General features: G+C 72.6%; 18 protein-coding genes. 14 read left to right on the top strand and 4 right to left on the bottom strand.

The window, feature by feature from the left end; genetic code table 11:
• Positions 1–16 precede the first annotated feature (16 nt).
• Positions 17–619, bottom strand: a complete 603-nt coding sequence (locus JT1_RS10945; protein WP_068326191.1) for a dienelactone hydrolase family protein — start codon at positions 617–619, stop codon at positions 17–19.
• 32 nt (positions 620–651) lie between these two features.
• Complete coding sequence (locus JT1_RS17870) at positions 652–2,844, bottom strand: MFS transporter (protein ID WP_082807620.1); 2,193 nt, start codon at positions 2,842–2,844, stop codon at positions 652–654.
• 69 nt (positions 2,845–2,913) lie between these two features.
• On the opposite strand from JT1_RS17870, the gene JT1_RS10930 reads away from it, so the two are divergent.
• From JT1_RS10930 to JT1_RS10915, 4 genes are read left to right on the top strand one after another with little or no spacing between them, the layout of a single operon-like run.
• Positions 2,914–3,585: an HAD-IA family hydrolase gene (locus JT1_RS10930; RefSeq protein WP_068326187.1), complete on the top strand. Its 672-nt coding sequence runs from the start codon at positions 2,914–2,916 to the stop codon at positions 3,583–3,585.
• A gap of 45 nt (positions 3,586–3,630) precedes the next feature.
• Positions 3,631–4,854, top strand: coding sequence for an acyl-CoA dehydrogenase family protein (locus JT1_RS10925; protein WP_068326183.1), 1,224 nt, complete (start codon positions 3,631–3,633; stop codon positions 4,852–4,854).
• The gene (locus JT1_RS10920; RefSeq protein WP_218005588.1) at positions 4,851–5,867 is read left to right on the top strand and encodes a phosphotransferase family protein; all 1,017 of its coding nucleotides are present in this window, start codon (positions 4,851–4,853) and stop codon (positions 5,865–5,867) included. The genes JT1_RS10925 and JT1_RS10920 overlap by 4 nt, the downstream gene beginning before the upstream one ends.
• Before the next feature lie 10 nt (positions 5,868–5,877).
• A complete protein-coding gene (locus JT1_RS10915) occupies positions 5,878–6,558 on the top strand; it encodes a TetR/AcrR family transcriptional regulator (RefSeq protein ID WP_245634820.1) in 681 nt (226 codons plus the stop codon).
• Positions 6,559–6,621: 63 nt separating this feature from the next.
• Here JT1_RS10915 and JT1_RS10910 read toward each other — a convergent pair whose 3' ends face one another.
• A complete protein-coding gene (locus tag JT1_RS10910; RefSeq protein ID WP_068326173.1) occupies positions 6,622–7,407 on the bottom strand; it encodes an SDR family oxidoreductase in 786 nt (261 codons plus the stop codon).
• Between the two features lie 130 nt (positions 7,408–7,537).
• On the opposite strand from JT1_RS10910, the gene JT1_RS10905 reads away from it, so the two are divergent.
• Genes JT1_RS10905 through JT1_RS10895 form a run of 3 tightly spaced genes read left to right on the top strand, consistent with a single transcriptional unit; the run spans position 7,538 to position 10,008 of the window.
• The gene (locus JT1_RS10905; protein WP_068326171.1) at positions 7,538–8,539 is read left to right on the top strand and encodes an NADP-dependent oxidoreductase; all 1,002 of its coding nucleotides are present in this window, start codon (positions 7,538–7,540) and stop codon (positions 8,537–8,539) included.
• Between the two features lie 12 nt (positions 8,540–8,551).
• Positions 8,552–9,505: an NADPH:quinone oxidoreductase family protein gene (locus tag JT1_RS10900; protein WP_068326169.1), complete on the top strand. Its 954-nt coding sequence runs from the start codon at positions 8,552–8,554 to the stop codon at positions 9,503–9,505.
• Positions 9,502–10,008 carry a thioesterase family protein gene (locus JT1_RS10895; protein ID WP_068326166.1) on the top strand — a complete coding sequence of 169 codons (507 nt, stop codon included), beginning with the start codon at positions 9,502–9,504 and terminating at the stop codon, positions 10,006–10,008. The genes JT1_RS10900 and JT1_RS10895 overlap by 4 nt, the downstream gene beginning before the upstream one ends.
• Positions 10,009–10,072: 64 nt before the next feature.
• On the opposite strand, the gene JT1_RS10890 is transcribed toward JT1_RS10895, so the two are convergent.
• On the bottom strand, positions 10,073–10,543 hold the full coding sequence (locus tag JT1_RS10890; RefSeq protein ID WP_068326162.1) for a MaoC family dehydratase: 471 nt from the start codon (positions 10,541–10,543) through the stop codon (positions 10,073–10,075).
• Between the two features lie 108 nt (positions 10,544–10,651).
• Between JT1_RS10890 and fabG the strand changes: the two genes are divergently transcribed.
• Genes fabG through JT1_RS10855 form a run of 7 tightly spaced genes read left to right on the top strand, consistent with a single transcriptional unit; the run spans position 10,652 to position 18,498 of the window.
• Complete coding sequence (gene fabG, locus JT1_RS10885) at positions 10,652–11,413, top strand: 3-oxoacyl-ACP reductase FabG (protein WP_068326159.1); 762 nt, start codon at positions 10,652–10,654, stop codon at positions 11,411–11,413.
• Positions 11,413–12,249, top strand: a complete 837-nt coding sequence (locus tag JT1_RS10880) for an SDR family oxidoreductase (RefSeq protein ID WP_369407439.1) — start codon at positions 11,413–11,415, stop codon at positions 12,247–12,249. Before fabG ends, JT1_RS10880 begins: the two co-directional genes overlap by 1 nt.
• Positions 12,246–13,772, top strand: a complete 1,527-nt coding sequence (locus tag JT1_RS10875) for a class I adenylate-forming enzyme family protein (RefSeq protein ID WP_068326156.1) — start codon at positions 12,246–12,248, stop codon at positions 13,770–13,772. The genes JT1_RS10880 and JT1_RS10875 overlap by 4 nt, the downstream gene beginning before the upstream one ends.
• Before the next feature lie 16 nt (positions 13,773–13,788).
• Positions 13,789–15,006 carry an acyl-CoA dehydrogenase family protein gene (locus tag JT1_RS10870; protein ID WP_068326153.1) on the top strand — a complete coding sequence of 406 codons (1,218 nt, stop codon included), beginning with the start codon at positions 13,789–13,791 and terminating at the stop codon, positions 15,004–15,006.
• The gene (locus JT1_RS10865; protein WP_068326151.1) at positions 14,999–16,168 is read left to right on the top strand and encodes an acyl-CoA dehydrogenase family protein; all 1,170 of its coding nucleotides are present in this window, start codon (positions 14,999–15,001) and stop codon (positions 16,166–16,168) included. The genes JT1_RS10870 and JT1_RS10865 overlap by 8 nt, the downstream gene beginning before the upstream one ends.
• Positions 16,165–17,244: an acyl-CoA dehydrogenase family protein gene (locus JT1_RS10860; RefSeq protein ID WP_068326149.1), complete on the top strand. Its 1,080-nt coding sequence runs from the start codon at positions 16,165–16,167 to the stop codon at positions 17,242–17,244. Before JT1_RS10865 ends, JT1_RS10860 begins: the two co-directional genes overlap by 4 nt.
• Positions 17,245–17,301: 57 nt before the next feature.
• Positions 17,302–18,498, top strand: coding sequence for an acetyl-CoA C-acyltransferase (locus JT1_RS10855; RefSeq protein ID WP_068326147.1), 1,197 nt, complete (start codon positions 17,302–17,304; stop codon positions 18,496–18,498).
• Positions 18,499–18,510: the final 12 nt, after the last annotated feature.

Here is an 18,510-nt window from a genome sequence, read left to right as displayed (position 1 = left end):
CACCTCGAGCGCTTGGTCAACCCACGGTGTCGACGAACTCGAGGATGCGCCGGGTGAGGATGCGCGCCTCGTCGGGCTGGTACTCGTTCGGCAGCGTCGGGTCGTTGAAGAGGTGGCCGTCGCCCTGGTACTCGACGTAGGTGAACGCGCCGCCGGCGTGCTCGACGTCGTCCTGGAGGTGCTCGTCGACCATCGGGTCGAACTGGCGGTCCTCCTCGTGGAAGGGGTCGCCGGCGCTCACGTGCACCTGGCCCGGGACGCCGGGTGGCCACGTCGCCTCGAGGTCGCGCATCGGGATGCCCCCGCCGACCATGACGACGCCGCGCGCGTCGTCGGGACGCTGCGCGGCGACCCACTGGGCCAGGCCGGCTCCGTTGGAGAAGCCGACGGCGACGAAGGGTCCCTCGGTCTGCCGGGAGGCCTGCAGCGCCGCGGCCATCTGCGCCGGGAAGCCCATCTCGCGGGCGCGGGCGACCGCGGGCTCGTAGTCGTCGAAGACCTGCCCGTCGAGCAGGTCGACGACCTGGACGGTGTGACCGGCGCCGGTCAGGGCGGCGGCGAGGTCGGTGACGCCCTGACGCACGCCGAGGACGGACGAGAAGAGGATGACCTGTGCCATGGACCCAACCTAGGGCCGGCCACCGACCGCGGTCAGCGCGAGAACACCGGGGGCCGCTTCTCGACGAAGGCTCGTGCCGCCTCGACGTGGTCGGCGGCCAGGCCGCACTCCTTGTGGCGAGGCACCTCGGCGGCCATCGACTCCGACAGCGTCTGGTGTGGCGCCTCGAGGAGGTTGCGCTTGATGTGCGCCAGCGTGAGAGCCGGACCGTCCGCCAGCCGGGTGGCGAGCTCGCGCGTGCGCTCCTCGAGCTCGTCCTCGGCGACGAGCTGCGTGAGCAGACCCAGGTCGAGGCAGGCCTGCCCGTCGAGCCGCGGGCTGAGCAGCATGAGCTCGCGCGCCCGCGCGGGGCCGACGATCCGCTCCAGCAACCACGCCACGCCGAAGTCCCCGGACAGGGCGATCGTCGCGAAGGCGGTCGCGACGAGGGTGCGCGGCGTCCCGATGCGCAGGTCGGTCGCGAGCGCGAGCCCGAGCCCAGCGCCCGCGGCGGCCCCGGGGAGTGCGGCGATCGTCGGCTTGGTGAAGGCGTGGAGGCGACCGACGGTCATCTCCTGGTGACGCAGCTGCTCCGCGACGGCAGCCGGGTCGACCTCGGTGGCGCCACCCCCTTCCCCCCCGTCCGCGTCGAACTGCTGGACGTCACCCCCGGCGCAGAAGGCGCGACCAGCTCCGGTGATGACGAGCACGCGGACCGCCGGGTCCGCCTCGGTCTCGTCGAGCAGCTCCTCGAGCCGCTCGATCATCGGGCGCGAGAGCGCGTTGCGTCGCTCCGGTCGGTTGAGCGTGATCGTCGCGATGCCGTCGGTCAGGTCGTGCAGGACGTGGTCGGTGTCGGTCATGGGATCTCCTGGGTTCGGGGTCGGGGTGGGGGACGAAGGGAGGGGGCGGGCGAAGGCGAGGGCGGCCACCGTGGGCAGGGTGGCGAGCACGAGCAGGGCGCGCGGGAAGCCGATGGCGTCGCCGAGACCGCCGACCGTGGCGGCCCCGAGGCTGCCGCCGAGGAGGAAGACCAGGGTGAGCAGCCCGAGGGCGCCACCCCGGGTGCGCACCGGCACCGAGTCGGCGACGAGGGCCGTCATGGCGGGCTGGCCGAGGCCGAAGGAGATCATCAGCAGCAGGGTCGCGGCGACGAGCACCGCGGGGCGGACCCCGGCTGCCCCCACCGCGGCGAGGACCACCGCGAGCGCCGTCCCCGTCGTGGCGAGCAGCTGCCCGCGGGAGGCGCCGAGACGGATGAGGGCCGGACCGGTGATGCGCGGGGCGACCACCCCGAGGGCGGCGCACGGCACGAGCAGCAGGCCGACCCGGGTCCCCGACCACCCGTGGGCGGTGAGGACGGTGGGGACCGCGACGAGCAGCCCGAACCACGCGGAGGGCAGGCTCGCGGCGGTGAGCAGGCTGAGGCGGGCGGCGCGGTCGCGCACGAGGGCGGCCGGGACGACGCCGTGCGGCCGGGCTCGTGAGCGCAGCACGGCTGCGGGGGCGGCGGCGAGCAGGACGACCAGGCCCACGAGCGCGGTGCCGCCGCCGAGGGTGGCCGCCTGCAGGGACAGGACGGCGCCGATGGCGGCCGCGGCCACGAGCAGGGCGCCGACCGGGTCGAGCGTCGCGCCGGGGTGCCGCCGGGTCGGCAGGTCCCGCCACACGAGGGGCACGACCGCCAGGGTCAGCACGGGGATGGCGACGACCGGACGCCAGCCGAAGGGGTCGACGAGCAGGGCACCGGCGACCGGGCCGAGGGCGTTGATCGTCGCCCCGATGCCCGAGTAGGTGGCCATCGCGCGCGCCCGGCCGTCCCCCGCGAAGAGGGCCTGCACCGCGGCGAGGGTCAGGGCGGGGACCGCGGCGGCGCCCAGCCCCTGGAGGGTACGCGTGGCGATGAGGGCGGGAAGGGAGTCGACGAGGGCGCCCGCGCAGGCGGCCGTGACCATGACGGACATCCCGACGAGCAGGGGCAGGCGGATGCCGAACATGTCACCGAGCCGGCCGAAGACGGCGCTGCCGACCGCGAGGGCGAGCGAGTAGCAGCTGACGACGAGCGCGGCGCGGCCGGTCGTCAGCCCCAGGTCCACGGAGAGTGCCGGGAGCGCCACGGCGACCGCGGCGCTGCCGAGGCCGGTCACCCCGAAGAGCACCGCGATGGCGCTCGCGAGGGCCGCGCGGTGGGGCTGCGGTGGCAGGGCAGCGGTGGAGATGGAGGCTCCTCGGACGGGTGTCGACATTGACTTGAATCTGAATCTAAGTTCAACTATACCTGTCACGACACCGCAGGAGCCATGAGGAGTGCTGACATGACGACGACGTCACCCGGCCCGACCGCCGCCGAGGCGCGCGCCACGGCGCTGCTCATCGACTTCGGTGGGGTGCTCACCGCCCCGATCGGCCCGGCCTTCGGCGCGCTCGCCGCCGATGCCGGCCTGGCCCCCGACGCCGCGCTGCGCCTGCTGGCCACCCACGAGGGGGCGCGCACCGCCCTCGCCGAGCACGAGGTCGGACGGCTCGACGACGAGGGCTTCGAGGACGCCTTCGCCGCCGCGATGCTCGAGGCGGGTGGCCGCATCGAGCCCCGCGGTCTGCTCGCCCGCGTCGCCGCGCACCTCGACCTCGACGAGCCGATGATCGACCTCGTCCGCCAGGCGCGTGCCGCGGGCGTCCCGGTCGCGCTCGTCTCCAACTCCCTGGGGCGCGACTGCTACGCCCGCGTCGACCTCGAGGAGCTCTTCGACGTCTCCGTGGTCTCCGGCCAGGTCGGGGTGCGCAAGCCCTCGCGCGAGATCTACCGGATCGCCTGCGAGCGCCTGGGCGTCGAGCCCGCGGACTGCGTGCTCGTCGACGACCTCGAGCACAACCTCGTCGGGGCCGCCCGCCTCGGCATCCGCGGCATCCTCCACCGCAGCGCCGACGAGTCCCTGCCCCGCATCCGCGAGGCACTCCGCCTCCCGGCCCCGACCGGCACCCGCTGACCGGTCCCCGAACCCCGACCCCCAGCACCCCGAAGGACGGCCACGATGTTCGAACTCAGTGAACGCGGACAGGACTACCGCGAACGACTCCTCACCTTCATGGACGAGCACGTCTACCCGGCGGAGAGCGTCTACCGCGAGCAGATGCGCGCCTCCGGCGACGCCAACCACCACCCGCAGGTCCTCGAGGACCTCAAGGCGGAGGCACGCAGCCAGGGCCTGTGGAACCTCTTCCACCCCCACCCGGAGTGGGGCCCCGGCCTGACCAACCTCGAGTACGCGCACCTCGCCGAGATCACCGGGCGCAGCATCGAGATCGCCCCCGAGGCGATCAACTGCAACGCCCCGGACACCGGCAACATGGAGGTGCTCACGCTCTTCGGCACCGACGAGCACAAGGAGAAGTACCTCAAGCCGCTGCTCGCGGGCGAGATGGCCTCCGCGTTCGCCATGACCGAGCCGGCGGTCGCCAGCTCGGACGCGACCAACGTCGAGACGCGCATGGAGCGCGACGGTGACGAGTACGTCATCAACGGCCGCAAGTGGTGGACCTCCAACGCGCTGCACAAGAATTGCAAGGTCATGATCGTCATGGGCAAGACCGACCCGGACGCCCCGACGCACCGCCAGCAGTCGATGATGGTCGTGCCGATCGACGCCCCCGGTGTGACCATCGAGCGCGGGCTGCCGGTCTTCGGGTACATGGACCGCGAGGGCCACGCCGAGGTGACCTTCACCGACGTGCGGGTCCCGCGCGAGGCGCTGCTCGCCGGCGAGGGCGACGGCTTCATGATCAGCCAGGCCCGACTGGGTCCCGGCCGGATCCACCACTGCATGCGCGCCATCGGCGTCGCGGAGCGTGCCCTCGACCTGATGATCGACCGCGCACAGTCCCGGGTGACCTTCGGGGAGCCCGTCGCCAACCGCTCCAACATCATGGACTGGGTCGCCGAGTCCCGCATCGAGATCGAGATGGCGCGCCTGCTCACCCTCAAGGCCGCGCACCTCATGGACACCGTCGGCAACAAGGTCGCCCGCACGGAGATCGCGGCCATCAAGGTCGCCGCCCCGACGGTCGCGCTCAAGGTCATCGACCGGGCCATCCAGGTGCACGGAGGCGGCGGCGTGAGCGACGACTTCCCGCTGGCCATGTGGTACGCGCACATGCGCACCCTGCGTCTGGCCGACGGCCCCGACGAGGTGCACAAGATGACCATCGCGCGCCGCGAGTACCGCCGCCGCAGCCCGCAGTGGGGCAAGTCCCAGTGATCGAGGGGATCGACACGGCCGCGATGGCGGCGTGGATCGCCGAGCGGGTGGACGTCGAGCCGCCGCTGGTCCACGAGCGCGTGGGCCTGGGGCAGTCCAACCTCACCTACCTCGTCACGGACGCGAAGGGGGAGCGCCTGGTCCTGCGGCGCCCCCCGATGGGCGAGCTGCTGGCCTCGGCCCACGACGTCGCCCGGGAGCACCGGATCCTCTCCGCGCTCCAGGGGACCGACGTCCCCCTTCCCGTCGTGCACGGGCTGTGCGAGGACCCGGCGGTCGCCGACCGGCCGGTCCTCGTCGTCTCCTTCGTCGACGGGCTCGTCCTCGACGAACGCAGCGACGCGGAGGGCCTGTCACCGGCGGCCCGGCACGCGGTCGGCCTCTCTCTCGTCGAGACCCTGGCCCGCATCCACGCGGTCGACCTGGACCGGGTGGGGCTCGCCGACCTCGCGAGCCACAAGCCCTACGCGGCCCGGCAGCTCAAGCGGTGGGCGGGGCAGTGGGAGCTGTCCCGGACCCGGGACCTGCCCGAGCTGGACCGGCTCACCAGCCGGCTCCACGAGCGCGAGCCCGCCCCGGCGGAGGTCGTGCTCGTCCACGGCGACAGCCACCTGCGCAATGTCATCGTCGACCCCCGGGACGCGCACGTCCGGGCGATCCTCGACTGGGAGCTCGCCACCCTCGGCGACCCGCTCGCCGACCTCGGGACCGTGCTGGCCTACTGGCCCCAGGCGGGCGACCCCCCGACGATGCGCTTCGACGCCTCGACGGTGCCCGGCTTCGCCACCCGGGAGGAGCTCGTGGCGCACTACGCGCAGGTCTCCGGGCGGGATGTCTCGGCCGTGCCCTTCTGGCACGGGCTCGGGCTGTGGAAGGTCGCGATCATCCTCGAGGGCGTCCGGCGCCGGCAGCTGGACGACCCGCGCAACCTCACCGCCATGGGCGAGATCCCCGCAGAGGCCGTCGACCAGCTCGTGTCCGCTGCGCACGTGGTGCTGGACGAAGCGGTTTAGCATGGCGGCCATGCCCAGCGACAGCGAGACCACGAGCGAGGTGCCCGACCTCGTCGACGCCGCCAAGCTCGGCACCCAGCCGCAGACCGCGCGCGGCCAGCGCACCCGGGACGCGCTCATCGCCGCTGCCCGCACCGTCTTCGAGCGCGACGGCTTCGTCGACTCCCGCCTGGTCGACATCGCCGCCGAGGCGAAGTGCTCGATCGGCAGCTTCTACACGTGGTTCGACAGCAAGGACGAGGTCTTCGCGGCGGTCCTGCACCAGGCGCAGAGCGAGATGCTGCACCCCGGGACCCACCGGATGGAGGCGACCGACGACCCGGTCGCGATCATCGCCGCGAGCAACCGCGCCTACTTCGAGGCCTACCGGCGCAACGCGCGGCTCAACCAGCTGCTCCTCCAGGTCGCCGCGGTCGACCCGCGGTTCCGGCGGCTGCGCCAGGCCAGGGCCCAGGCGTTCGTCGTCCGCAACGGCAAGGCCATCGCCGACCTGCAGTCCCGCGGGCTCGCGGACCGCGGGATCGACGCGATGACCGCGGCCATGGCGCTCTCGGGCATGGTCTCGCGCCTGGCCCAGGACGCCTTCGTCAACGACTTCCTCCTCGTCCCCGTCGAGGAGCTCGTCGAGGGTGCCACGCGTCTGTGGACCAACGCGCTCGGGCTCACGACGCCCGAGCTGCGCGCGGACTGAGGTCTCCTCGCCGGCGCACGAAGGGAGGGGCCAGCGGCCCCTCCCTTCGTCACGTGGCGCGGCTCAGCGGGCGATGTTGACCCCGCCGTCGACGGTCAGCGTGCTGCCGACGACGTAGTCGCCGGCGTCCGAGGCCAGGTAGATCGCGGCGGCGGCCATGTCCTCGGGACGCCCGATGCGACCGGAGGGGATCTGGCCGGAGATCTCGTCCCCGTGGTCGCGCGCCTCCTTGTTCATGCTCGAGGCGAAGGCGCCCGGCGCGATCGCGCTGACGACGATGCCCTCGGGCGCGAGCGTGACGGCCATCCGCTTCGTGAGGTGGACGACCCCCGCCTTGCTCGCGTGGTACGAGTACGTCTCGAGCGGGTTGAGGGAGAGCCCGTCGATGGAGGCGATGTTGATGACCTTGGCCAGGTGGCCGCTGCGCTCACGGCCGGCGAGCAGCAGGCCCTTGGCCGCCTGGGTGAGGAAGAAGGGCGCCTTGACGTTGAGGTCCATGACCTTGTCCCAGCCGCTCTCGGGGAAGCTGTCGAAGGGCTCGGCCCACGCCGCGCCGGCGTTGTTGACGAGCACGTCGAGGTGGTCCTCGTGCTCGGCCAGGGCGGCGAGCAGGTCGGCGATGCCGGCGGTCGTCGACACGTCACCGGGCAGCGCCGTGCAGCGACCCTCGCCGTGCTCCTGCGACAGCTCTGCGGCCGTGGCCAGGCAGGCCTCCGCCTTGCGGGCGGTGATGTAGACCGTCGCGCCCTGGCTGAGCAGGCCCTCGGTGATCATCCGGCCGATGCCGCGGGAGCCGCCGGTCACGAGGGCGACGCGGCCCTCGAGGGAGAAGAGGGAGGGGATGTCCATGGTGGTCCTTCGCTCGGGGGTGGTGGCTCGACCGTAGTCGCACTTGAATCGTGGTTCAAGAGTAGTTGAACGCAGATTCATGTTGTGGCAGGGTGGCCGTGTCACCGTCGACCCGACCCAGGAGCCACCCATGTCCCGGACCTCGCAGGAGATCCGCCTCGCCGCCCGCCCGCACGGCCGCCCCGACGCGAGCACCTGGGAGCTGGCCACGACCGACGTCCCCGACCCCGGTCCGGGGGAGTTCCTCGTCGAGCTGCAGCAGATCTCGCTCGACCCCGCGATGCGCGGCTGGCTCAACGACGTGCGCTCGTACCTGCCTCCGGTGCAGATCGGCGCCGTCATGCGGGCCTTCGGTGCCGGCACGGTCGTCGCCTCGCAGCACGAGGACTTCGCCGTCGGTGACGTCGTGAGCGGCACCTTCGGGGTGCGCGAGTACGCGATCTCCAGCGGGAAGGGGGTCGCCCGCCTCGACCTGGACCTCGCCCCGATGAGCACCTGGCTGGGCGCGCTCGGCATGCCGGGCATGACCGCGTGGTTCGGCCTGGAGGACATCGGACGGGCGCAGCCCGGCGACACCGTCCTCGTGTCGGCTGCGGCCGGTGCCGTCGGCAGCACCGTCGCCCAGCTCGCCAAGGCCAAGGGGTGCCGGGTCATCGGCGTCGCCGGGGGCCCGGACAAGGTCGCCTGGCTGCGCGAGCTCGGGCTCGACGAGGTCATCGACCGCCGCGAGGGGGACCTGCTGCGCCAGGTGCGCCGGGCCGCACCCGACGGCGTGGACGTCTACTTCGACAACGTCGGCGGGGAGCTGCTCGACGCCGCCTTGGCCAACCTGGCGCACGGTGCCCGCGTCGTCGTCTGCGGGGCCATCTCGACCTACAACGACGAGACCCTCGCGGAGGGGCCGCGGCGCTACATGGCGCTGCTGGTCTTCCGCGCGAGCATGCAGGGCTTCGTCGTCATGGACTACGCCGACCGCTACGGCGAGGCCATCGCAGGCATCGGCGAGCTCATCCGCGACGGCCGTCTCGTCGCGACCGAGACCGTCCTCGAGGGCGGCGTCGCCGCCTTCCCCGACGCCCTGCTCGGCCTCTTCGACGGGGTCAACACCGGCAAGCTCCTCCTCCAGGTCTGAAAGGTCTCCCACATGCGCGCAGTCCACATCTCCTCGCTCGACGGCCCCGAGGCGGTCGAGCTCGTCGACCTTCCGGAGCCCGGTGACCCGCGGCTCGTGACGATCGACGTCAAGGCGGCCGGGGTCGCCTTCCCCGAGCTGCTCCAGACCCGGGGCCTGTACCAGGTCAAGCCGGACCTCCCCTTCGTCCCGGGCGCCGAGGTCGCCGGCGTCGTCGTCGCCGCCCCTGAGGGCAGCGGGTTGTCCGCCGGTGACCGCGTCGCCGCGCTCACCCTGCTGGGTGGCTTCGCCGAGCAGGCCGTGGCCCGCCCGGACCTGACCTTCGCCCTGCCCGACGAGGTCACCTTCGAGGAGGCCGCGTCCTTCACCTTCAACTACGCGACGGTCTACTTCGCGCTCCTCGAGCGCGGTGGCCTGACCGAGGGCGAGACCGTCCTCGTCCACGGCGCCGCCGGAGGCATCGGCACCGCGGCCATCCAGATGGCCAAGGCCTTCGGTGCCGGGCGGGTCATCGGGGTCGTCTCCACCGAGGCGAAGGGGGAGATCGCCCGGGCCGCCGGTGCGGACGAGGTCGTCCCGGCCGACGGGTTCCTCGCGGCGGTCGGCAAGGGGAGCGTCGACATCGTCGTCGACCCCGTCGGCGGGGACCGCTTCACCGACTCCCTGCGCGCCCTGCGCGAGCACGGGCGGCTCCTCGTCATCGGCTTCACGGCCGGTGGGATCCCCGAGGTCAAGGTCAACCGGCTGCTCCTCAACAACGTCTCGGTCGTCGGCGTCGGGTGGGGTGCCTACGCGATGTCGCGCCCGGGCCACGTGCGCCGGGAGTGGGACGCCATGCTCCCGCACCTGCGCAGCGGTGCCCTGCGCCCCGTCGTCGGTGCGGTCCACCCGCTGGAGGAGGCCGCGACCGCGCTCTCCTCCCTCGAGGGGCGCACCGTGACCGGCAAGGTGGTCCTGGTGCCGTGACCGTCGACCAGCTGCCCACCGTCGCCGAGGTCGCGCGGATCCCCGAGGCCTGCCGCGTCGTCGCCGGGCCGGAGTGGGAGGACGGCAACGGCCACGTCAACGTGGCCCACTTCTACGGCTTCCACATCCGCGCGGCGCACGAGTCGCTGCTGCGCATCGGCGTCGACGACGCCTACCGCTCCGGTCGTCGGCTCGGCGTGTTCAGCATGGAGCAGCACCTGCGCTTCCTGCACGAGGTGCACATCGGCGAGGAGATCTCCGCGCACGTGCGCTGGCTCGACAGGGGCGACAAGGTCTTCCACGGGATCTCGGTCGTCGTCAACCACACCACCGGGCGGATCGCCAACACGCTCGAGGTGCTCGAGGGGCACGTCGACCTCGTGACCCGCCGGGCCACCCCCTTCCCGGCGGACCTGGCCCGGCGCATCGATGCGGAGATCGCCGCCCATCGGGCCCTGCCCTGGCAGCTGCCCCTGTCGGGCACGATCGGCGTGCGTCGCTGAACCCGAGCCCGCCGACAGGAGAACCGCATCCGCCAGGCGGATGCGGTTCTCTCGTCCGGCTGGGTCAGGAGCTGAAGCGGCCGATCGACTCCGCGACGAGGATCGGCTTGTCGATCCCGTCGGCCTCGACCGTGAGGGTCGTGACGACCTTGACGGCGCCGGGGGCGGTCTCCTCGACCGAGCTCAGCATCGCGCGCAGGCGGATGCGCGAGTCCACCGGCAGCGGGTGGATGAAGCGCACCTTGTCGTAGCCGTAGTTCAGGCTGTGGGCGAACCCGTCGAAGGCCATGAGCTCCTCGAGGAAGGCCGGCGTGCGCGAGAGGCTGTAGAGGCCGTGCGCGATCGTCGAGCCGAAGGGGGAGTCCGCGGCCCTGGCAGGGTCGACGTGGATCCACTGGTGGTCGCCGGTGAGGTCGGCGAAGCCGTCGATCTTGGCCTGGTCGACGACGTGCCACTCGGTAGGGCCGAGCTCGACCCCCACGAGGTCCTTGAGGTCCTGGACCGAGGTCGGGCGGTGCTGGGCTGTCTGCGTCATGGTGAGCTCCTTCGATCACGAACGGGATGCCCCGAACCTAGTTGAACTTGAAGCCGGGTTCAAGTATGTTCGAGGCGTTCCGGCAGTCGAGACCACAGGAGTTCTCAGATGACCACTGACCAGCAGCGCGTCGCCGTCGTCACCGGCGCGGCCCGAGGGATCGGGGCGGGCGTCGCCCGCCGCCTCGCCGCGGACGGGATGGCCGTCGCCGTCCTCGACCTCGACGAGTCGGCCTGCGTGCCCGTCGTCGAGGAGATCACCGCGGCCGGGGGGCGGGCGCTCGCCGTCGGCGCCGACGTCTCGGACCCCGAGCAGGTCGAGGCCGCCGTGCGGCGGATCGCCGACGAGCTCGGTGCGCCGACCGTGCTGGTCAACAACGCCGGCATCATCCGCGACAACCTGCTCTTCAAGATGTCCGTCGAGGACTGGGACTCCGTCATGGCGGTCCACCTGCGCGGCGCCTTCCTCATGACCAAGGCCTGCCAGGCGTTCATGACGCAGGAGCGGTACGGGCGCATCGTCAACCTCTCCTCGACCTCCGCCCAGGGCAACCGCGGCCAGACCAACTACTCGGCCGCCAAGGCCGGCGTGCAGGGGTTCACCAAGACCCTGGCCATCGAGCTGGGCAGGTTCGGCGTGACCGCCAACGCCATCGCGCCCGGCTTCATCGAGACCGAGATGACCCAGGCGACTGCGGAGCGGGTCGGTGTCCCGTTCGAGGACTTCGTGACCCACGCGGCCCAGCAGGTCCCCGTCGGCCGGACCGGCCAGCCCGAGGACATCGCCCACGCCGTCTCCTTCTTCGCCAGCGAGGGGGCCGGCTTCACCACCGGTCAGGTCCTCTACGTCGCCGGCTCCCCCTGCGACTGATGCCCGGGATGCGGATCCAGGGCAAGGTCGCCGTCGTCACCGGCGCGGCCGGTGGCATCGGGGCGGCCCTCGCGGAGGCGCTGATCGCCCGCGGCGCCCGAGTCGTCATCGCGGATCTCGACGCGCAGCGCCTCACCGCCACCGCCGAGCGGCTCACCGCCTCGGTCGGTCCAGACGCGGTGCTGGCCGTGCCGGGTGACGCCTCGAGCGAGGCGGACATCACCCGCACGATCGCCGCCGCCCGGGAGCACTTCGGCGAGGTCGATCTCTACTTCGCCAACGCCGGCGTCGGTGACGGCAGCGGTCTCGGGGCCACCGACGACCAGTGGCAGCTCGCGCTCGACGTCAACCTGCTCGCGCACGTGCGTGCCGCCCGGCAGCTCGTGCCGGGCTGGGTCGAGCGGGGCAGCGGCTACTTCGTCTCCACGGCGTCGGCCGCAGGACTGCTCACCCAGATCGGCTCGGCCACCTACTCGGTGTCCAAGCACGGCGCCGTGGCGTTCGCCGAATGGCTCGCCGTGACCTATGGCGACGACGGGATCGGGGTCAGCTGCCTGTGCCCGATGGGCGTCGACACCGACATGCTGCGCTCCGGCATGACCTCCGGCGGGGGCGAAGGGGGCCGGGTCGCCGCCGCCGCGGTGACCGGCGCGGGGGAGGTGCTCGCCCCGCGCGACGTCGCCGACCAGGTCCTCGCCGCGGTCGCCGAGGGCCGCTTCCTCATCACGCCGCACGAGGACGTCCGCGAGTTCGCCCGGCGCAAGGCCGCCGACCACGACCGGTGGATCCACGGCATGCAGCGCTACCAGCGCCACCTGAAGGGGGACGTGCCATGACCAACGCAGCCAGCCTGATCTGGCGGTGGGCTCAGGAGACGCCCGACGCACCCGCACTGCGCGAGGACGGCCGCTCGTGGACCTTCGCCGAGCTGCGCACCGCCGTGCGCGGCGCGATGGAGGCGCTCACCGAGCGTGGCCTGCGCCCGCAGGACCGGGTCCTCCTCGTCGTCCCGACGAGCGCGGAGTTCGTCATCACCTACCACGCGGTCCTCGCCCTCGGCGCCACCGCGGTGACGGTCAACCCCCTGTGCACGCAGCGCGAGCTGACCCACTTCGTCGAGGACGCCGGGTGCACCCTCGCGCTCGGCTGGCACGAGGTGCCCGAGGCGGTCACCGCCACGGCTGCTGCGGCGGAGCTGCCCCTGTGGCTGCTCGCGCCGGACTGCGTCCCGGCGCCCCGCGGCATGCCCGACCCGGTCGACGTCGGCTCGGACGAGCCGGCGGTCCTGCTGTACACCTCGGGCACGACCGGTGCGCCCAAGGGCGCGATCCTCTCGCACGGCAACCTGCTGTCCTGCGGCGAGTCCCTCGCCGAGGCGCTCGCCCTCGGCTCCGGCGAGAGCATGGGCACCGCCCTGCCGCTCTTCCACGTGTTCGGCCAGTCGTCGTCGATGTTCACCGTCTACACCGCCGGCGGCTGCATGTCGCTGCTGCGGCCCTTCGACCCGGCCAAGCTCCTGCGGATGGCCGCCGACCAGCAGCTCACCTCCGTCGCGGGCGTCCCGACGATGTGGAACGCCATGCTCCATGCCGAGACGGACGTGACCCGTGAGGACCTCGCCTCCCTCCGCCTCGCGTGCTCGGGAGGTGCCGCGCTGCCGCTCGAGGTGGGCAAGGCCTTCCACGACCGCTTCGGCGCCGTCGTCCTCGACGGCTACGGCCTGAGCGAGACCGCGGGTGCGGCGACCTTCAACCGCGACGACTGCCCGCGCAAGGAGATGAGCGTGGGCCGCGCGCTGCCCGGCGGCGCGCTCGCGATCCTCGACGACGACCACCGCGAGCTGCCCCCCGGCGCGACGGGTGAGGTCGGCATCCGGGGGCCGTACGTCATGAGCGGCTACTGGAACCGTCCGGAGGCCACCGAGGCGGCCTTCGCGAACGGCTGGTTCCTCACCGGCGACATCGGTCGCATGGACGAGGACGGCGACCTGTGGATCGTCGACCGCAAGAAGGACCTCGTGATCCGCGGTGGGTACAACGTCTACCCGCGGGAGATCGAGGAGGTCCTCTACGGCCACCCCGACATCCTCGAGGCCGCCGTCATCGGCGTCCCGGACGAGCGGCTCGGCGAGGAGATCGCCGCCGTCATCACCCCGCAGCCGGGGGCGAGCATCGACCCGACGCGGCTGCGCACCTGGCTCGAGGAGCGCCTCGCGGCCTACAAGGTGCCGCGCATCTACGAGGTCGTCGAGGAGCTGCCCAAGGGTGCGACCGGCAAGATCCTCAAGCGGGCCATCGACCGCCCGACCATCGCGACCACCGGTGAGCGACCCGCCAGGGTCACCGCCACCACACGCTGAGCGAAGGGAGCGGACCGTGGACTTCACGACGGACGCCAGGACCACCGAGCTGCAGGAGCGGCTCACCGCCTTCATGGACGAGCACGTCTACCCCATCGAGGCGACCTACCAGGAGCAGCTCGACGCGGCGCCGGACCGCTGGTCGCCGCCGCCGGTCGTCGAGCAGGCCAAGGAGGCCGCCCGCAGCCTGGGGCTGTGGAACCTCTTCCTGCCCGGTGAGTCCGGCGCCGGCCTGACCAACCTCCAGTACGCGCCCCTGTGCGAGACCCTCGGCCGGAGCCTGCACATCGCCCCGGTCGCGACCAACTGCGCGGCACCGGACACCGGCAACATGGAGGTGCTGCACATGTTCGGCACCCCCGAGCAGCAGGAGCAGTGGCTCACCCCCCTCCTCGCCGGCGAGATCCGCTCGGCCTTCGCGATGACCGAGCCGCGCGTGGCCAGCTCCGACGCGACCAACATCGAGACCTCGATCGTGCGCGACGGGGACGAGTACGTCATCAACGGCCGCAAGTGGTACATCTCCGGCGCGATGAACCCCGACGCCAAGATCTTCATCCTCATGGGCAAGACCGACCCGTCGGCCGACCGTCACCGGCAGCAGTCGATGATCCTCGTGCCGCGCGACACCCCCGGCGTCGACGTGCGCCGCGGCATGAAGGTCTTCGGCTACGACGACCGCGACCACGGCGGCCACGCCGAGATCGACTTCACCGACGTGCGCGTGCCGGCCGCCAACCTCATCGGCGAGGAGGGCTCCGGGTTCGCGATCGCCCAGGCCCGCCTCGGCCCGGGCCGGATCCACCACTGCATGCGGCTCATCGGCATCGCCGAGCGGTCGCTGGAGCTGATGATCGACCGCGCCGCGAGCCGGGTCGCCTTCGGCAAGGCGCTGTCCGAGCAGGGCGTCATCCGCGACTGGATCGCCGAGTCCCGGGTGCGCATCGAGCAGCTGCGGCTGCTCACCCTCAAGGCCGCGTGGCTCATGGACACGGCGGGCAACAAGGGCGCCCACACCGAGATCCAGGCGATCAAGATCGCCGCGCCCGCCACCGTCGAGTGGATCCTCGACAAGGCCGTCCAGGTGCACGGCGCCGGCGGCCTGAGCCAGGACTTCCCCGTCGCCGAGTGGTACGCCCAGGTGCGCACCCTGCGTTTCGCCGACGGCCCCGACGAGGTGCACAAGAACGCCCTCGCCCGACACGAGATCCGCAGGAGGACCGCACATGCCTGATCTGCAGCAGCGGGTCGAGGAGCTCCTCGCGAGCCACGACCCGCAGACGAGCGACCCCGCGCAGTTCCTCGGCGCCCAGTTCGACGCCGGCCTCGCCTGGGTCCACTTCCCGCAGGGGAAGGGAGGCCTCGGCCTCTCGCGTGGACGCCAGCTCGAGGTCGACGCCCTCCTCGAGGAGGCCGGCGCGCCCCGTCCGGACTTCGCGAAGAACAGCATCGGCCTGGGCATGGCCGCTCCGACGCTGCTGGCCTTCGGCACGGAGGAGCTGCAGCAGCGATTCCTGCGCCCGCTCTTCACGTGCACCGAGATCTGGTGCCAGCTCTTCAGCGAGCCCGGTGCCGGCTCCGACCTCGCGGGTGTCGCGACCCGTGCCGTCCCCGACGGTGACGAGTGGGTCGTCGACGGGCAGAAGGTGTGGACCTCCGGGGCGCACAACGCCCAGTTCGCGATCCTCGTGGCCCGCACCGACCCGACGGTCCCCAAGCACGCGGGGATGACCTACTTCGTCGTGGACATGTCCGACCCCGGGATCGAGGTGCGGCCGCTGCGCCAGCTCACCGGCGAGGCGGAGTTCAACGAGGTCTTCCTCACCGGGGTGCGGGTGCCCGACACCCACCGGGTCGGCGCCGTGGGTGCCGGCTGGAAGGTCGCGACGACGACGCTGAACAACGAGCGCGTGGCGATCTCCGCCGGCAACGAGCGCGAGGCCGGCCAGATCGGCGTCGTCACCCAGCGGTGGCGCACCGACCCGTCGGTGCGCACCCCCGGCCACCACACCGAGCTCATGCAGTGGTGGGTCGAGACCGAGGTCACCCGCCTCGCCGGGGAGCGCCTGCGGCAGGGCCTGGAGGTCGGTCAGCCCGGCCCAGAGAGCTCGGCGATGAAGCTCGCCTTCGCCCACCAGGCGCAGCAGGTGAGCGGGTTCGCCCTCGAGGTCGCCCCCGAGGAGGGGCTCGAGTACCACGACTGGACGATGGTCCGCCCCGAGGGCGGCTCCTTCCTCGGTCACGGCCCCGGCTTCCGCTATCTGCGCGCCAAGGGCAACTCGATCGAGGGCGGCACGAGCGAGATCATGCGCAATGTCATCGCCGAGCGCGTGCTCGGCCTGCCACCGGACCACCGCCCCGACAAGGGGATCGCCTTCAAGGATGTGCCGCGATGACCGACCTGCTCTACACCGACGTCGAGGAGGCGCTGCGGGACAGCGTCCGCTCGACCCTGCGCCGCGCGCTGGACGAGACGCTGCCCACCCATCTCGCCGACGAACCCGACACCGACGTGTCCGGCCTGTGGCGCTCGCTGGCCGAGCAGCTCGGCCTCGCCGGCCTGCTCGTCCCCGAGTCGCTCGGCGGCGCGGGAGCCAGCGCCCGAGAGGCGGCCGTGGTCCTCGAGGAGCTCGGCGGGGCCGTCGCGCCCGTCCCCTTCCTCACCAGTGCCGTCATCGCGACGACCGCCCTCCTCGAGGCCGGCGACGAGACCCGTCTGCCGACCCTCGCCTCGGGGGAGCGCACCGCGGCGCTCGTGCTGCCGTGGACCGCGCGCCGTGGGGCGTGGACGGCCGTCGACCCGAGCGCGGGGCCGGTCGCACCGGTCGCCGGTGCGCTCGGTGCCGACCTCTTCCTCGTGCCGACCCGGGGCGAGGGGGGCGTGACCTCCCTTCGTGCTCTCGATCGCGACGAGGTCGAGCTGGAGCCCATCACGTCGCTCGACATGACCCGCCCGCTCGCCAGCGTGAGCGTGACCGGTCAGGGGAACGAGATCGCCTCCGGGACCGCCGCCGACGAGGCCGTCGACGCCGCGCTCGCCGCCGGCGCCGCGCTGCTCGCCTCCGAGCAGCTGGGCGTGGCGCAGTGGTGCCTCGACACGACGGTGGAGTACGCGAAGACGCGGGTGCAGTTCGCCCGACCGATCGGCTCCTTCCAGGCGATCAAGCACCGCCTCGCCGACCTCTACCTGGAACTCGTCGGCACCCGGGCCGCCGCCCGCTACGCCGCCGGCACGCTCGCGGACGGCGACCCCGACCAGCTGGTCTCGCAGGCCGTGGCCCAGTCGTACTGCTCGGACGCCGCGGTGCGGGCGGCCGAGGAGGCCCTGCAGCTGCACGGCGGCATCGGCATGACGTGGGAGGCGTCGGTGCACACCCGGCTCAAGCGGGCCAAGTCCGACCAGCTGGCCCTCGGCACCCCGGACCGGCACCGCAGCGATCTGGCCGAGCTCGTGGACCTCCCGGCGAGCTGACCGAACCCCCTTCGACCCACCCCCTTCGACCTCCCCTCACCCACAGGAGTGACCCCCATGCGCGAAGCAGTCATCGTCTCCACCGCCCGCACCCCGATCGGCCGCGCCTACCGCGGCGCCTTCAACGACACCCAGGCCCAGGAGCTCATCGGCCACGCCGTGCGCCATGCCGTCGAGCGCTCCGGCGTCGAGGGCGAGCGGATCGAGGACGTCGTCATCGGCGCCGCCCTCCAACAGGGCTCGACCGCGATGAACATCGGCCGGCAGGCGGCGCTGCGCGCCGGCCTGCCCGTCACGGTCGCCGGCATGTCCGTCGACCGCCAGTGCGCGAGCGGGCTCATGGCCATCGCCACCGCCGCCAAGCAGGTCGTCCTCGACGGCATGGACGTGGCCGTCGGTGGCGGGGTCGACTCGATCTCGCTGGTGCAGAACGAGCACATGAACACCTACCGCGCGCAGGACCCCTGGCTCGTCGAGCACGTGCCGGCGACCTACATGTCCATGCTCGAGACCGCCGAGATCGTCGCGCAGCGCTACGGCGTCGGCCGGGATGCCCAGGACGAGTACGCCCTCGAGTCCCAGCGACGCACGGCAGCCGGCCAGGAGGCCGGCGCCTTCGACGACGAGATCGTGGCGCTGCCCTCGACGATGCTCAGCAAGGACAAGGCGACGGGTGAGGTCTCCTCGCAGGAGGTCACGCTCGCCAAGGACGAGGGCAACCGCCCCAGCACGACCATCGAGGACCTGGCCAAGCTGAACCCGGTGCTCGCCAAGGACGGCACCGAGGGCTTCTCGATCACCGCGGGCAATGCCTCGCAGCTGTCCGACGGCGCGTCCGCGGCAGTCGTCATGGAGGCCGCCGAGGCCTCCCGCCGCGGGCTGACCCCGCTCGGCGCCTTCCGCGGCATGGCCGTCGCGGGCTGCGAGCCGGACGAGATGGGCATCGGCCCGGTCTTCGCCGTGCCGAAGCTGCTCGCCCAGCACGGGCTCACGGTGGACGACATCGACCTGTGGGAGCTCAACGAGGCCTTCGCCGTCCAGGCGCTCTACTGCCGCGACACGCTCGGCATCGACCCGGCGAAGTACAACGTCAACGGCGGGGCCATCTCGATCGGCCACCCGTACGGCATGAGCGGTGCGCGCATGGCCGGTCACCTCCTCATCGAGGGCCGGCGCCGAGGCGCGCGCTACGGCGTCGTGACGATGTGCGTCGGTGGCGGCATGGGCGCGGCGGGGCTCTTCGAGATCTTCTGACCCGCGCACCCC

Origin of the sequence: Janibacter terrae NBRC 107853 (assembly GCF_001591405.1) — a bacterium.
In the GTDB taxonomy this organism is placed as follows: Bacteria; Actinomycetota; Actinomycetes; order Actinomycetales; family Dermatophilaceae; genus Janibacter; species Janibacter terrae.
Note: the sequence above shows the minus strand (reverse complement) of the source record. Positions and strands in the feature narration are given on the sequence as shown.

Coding starts and splice junctions, on each gene's coding strand:
- JT1_RS10945 (WP_068326191.1), bottom strand. CDS start 619: ATGGCACAGGTCATCCTCTTCTCGTCCGTCCTCGGCGTGCGTCAGGGC.
- JT1_RS17870 (WP_082807620.1), bottom strand. CDS start 2,844: ATGTCGACACCCGTCCGAGGAGCCTCCATCTCCACCGCTGCCCTGCCA.
- JT1_RS10930 (WP_068326187.1), top strand. CDS start 2,914: ATGACGACGACGTCACCCGGCCCGACCGCCGCCGAGGCGCGCGCCACG.
- JT1_RS10925 (WP_068326183.1), top strand. CDS start 3,631: ATGTTCGAACTCAGTGAACGCGGACAGGACTACCGCGAACGACTCCTC.
- JT1_RS10915 (WP_245634820.1), top strand. CDS start 5,878: ATGCCCAGCGACAGCGAGACCACGAGCGAGGTGCCCGACCTCGTCGAC.
- JT1_RS10910 (WP_068326173.1), bottom strand. CDS start 7,407: ATGGACATCCCCTCCCTCTTCTCCCTCGAGGGCCGCGTCGCCCTCGTG.
- JT1_RS10905 (WP_068326171.1), top strand. CDS start 7,538: ATGTCCCGGACCTCGCAGGAGATCCGCCTCGCCGCCCGCCCGCACGGC.
- JT1_RS10900 (WP_068326169.1), top strand. CDS start 8,552: ATGCGCGCAGTCCACATCTCCTCGCTCGACGGCCCCGAGGCGGTCGAG.
- JT1_RS10890 (WP_068326162.1), bottom strand. CDS start 10,543: ATGACGCAGACAGCCCAGCACCGCCCGACCTCGGTCCAGGACCTCAAG.
- fabG (WP_068326159.1), top strand. CDS start 10,652: ATGACCACTGACCAGCAGCGCGTCGCCGTCGTCACCGGCGCGGCCCGA.
- JT1_RS10880 (WP_369407439.1), top strand. CDS start 11,413: ATGCCCGGGATGCGGATCCAGGGCAAGGTCGCCGTCGTCACCGGCGCG.
- JT1_RS10875 (WP_068326156.1), top strand. CDS start 12,246: ATGACCAACGCAGCCAGCCTGATCTGGCGGTGGGCTCAGGAGACGCCC.
- JT1_RS10865 (WP_068326151.1), top strand. CDS start 14,999: ATGCCTGATCTGCAGCAGCGGGTCGAGGAGCTCCTCGCGAGCCACGAC.
- JT1_RS10860 (WP_068326149.1), top strand. CDS start 16,165: ATGACCGACCTGCTCTACACCGACGTCGAGGAGGCGCTGCGGGACAGC.
- JT1_RS10855 (WP_068326147.1), top strand. CDS start 17,302: ATGCGCGAAGCAGTCATCGTCTCCACCGCCCGCACCCCGATCGGCCGC.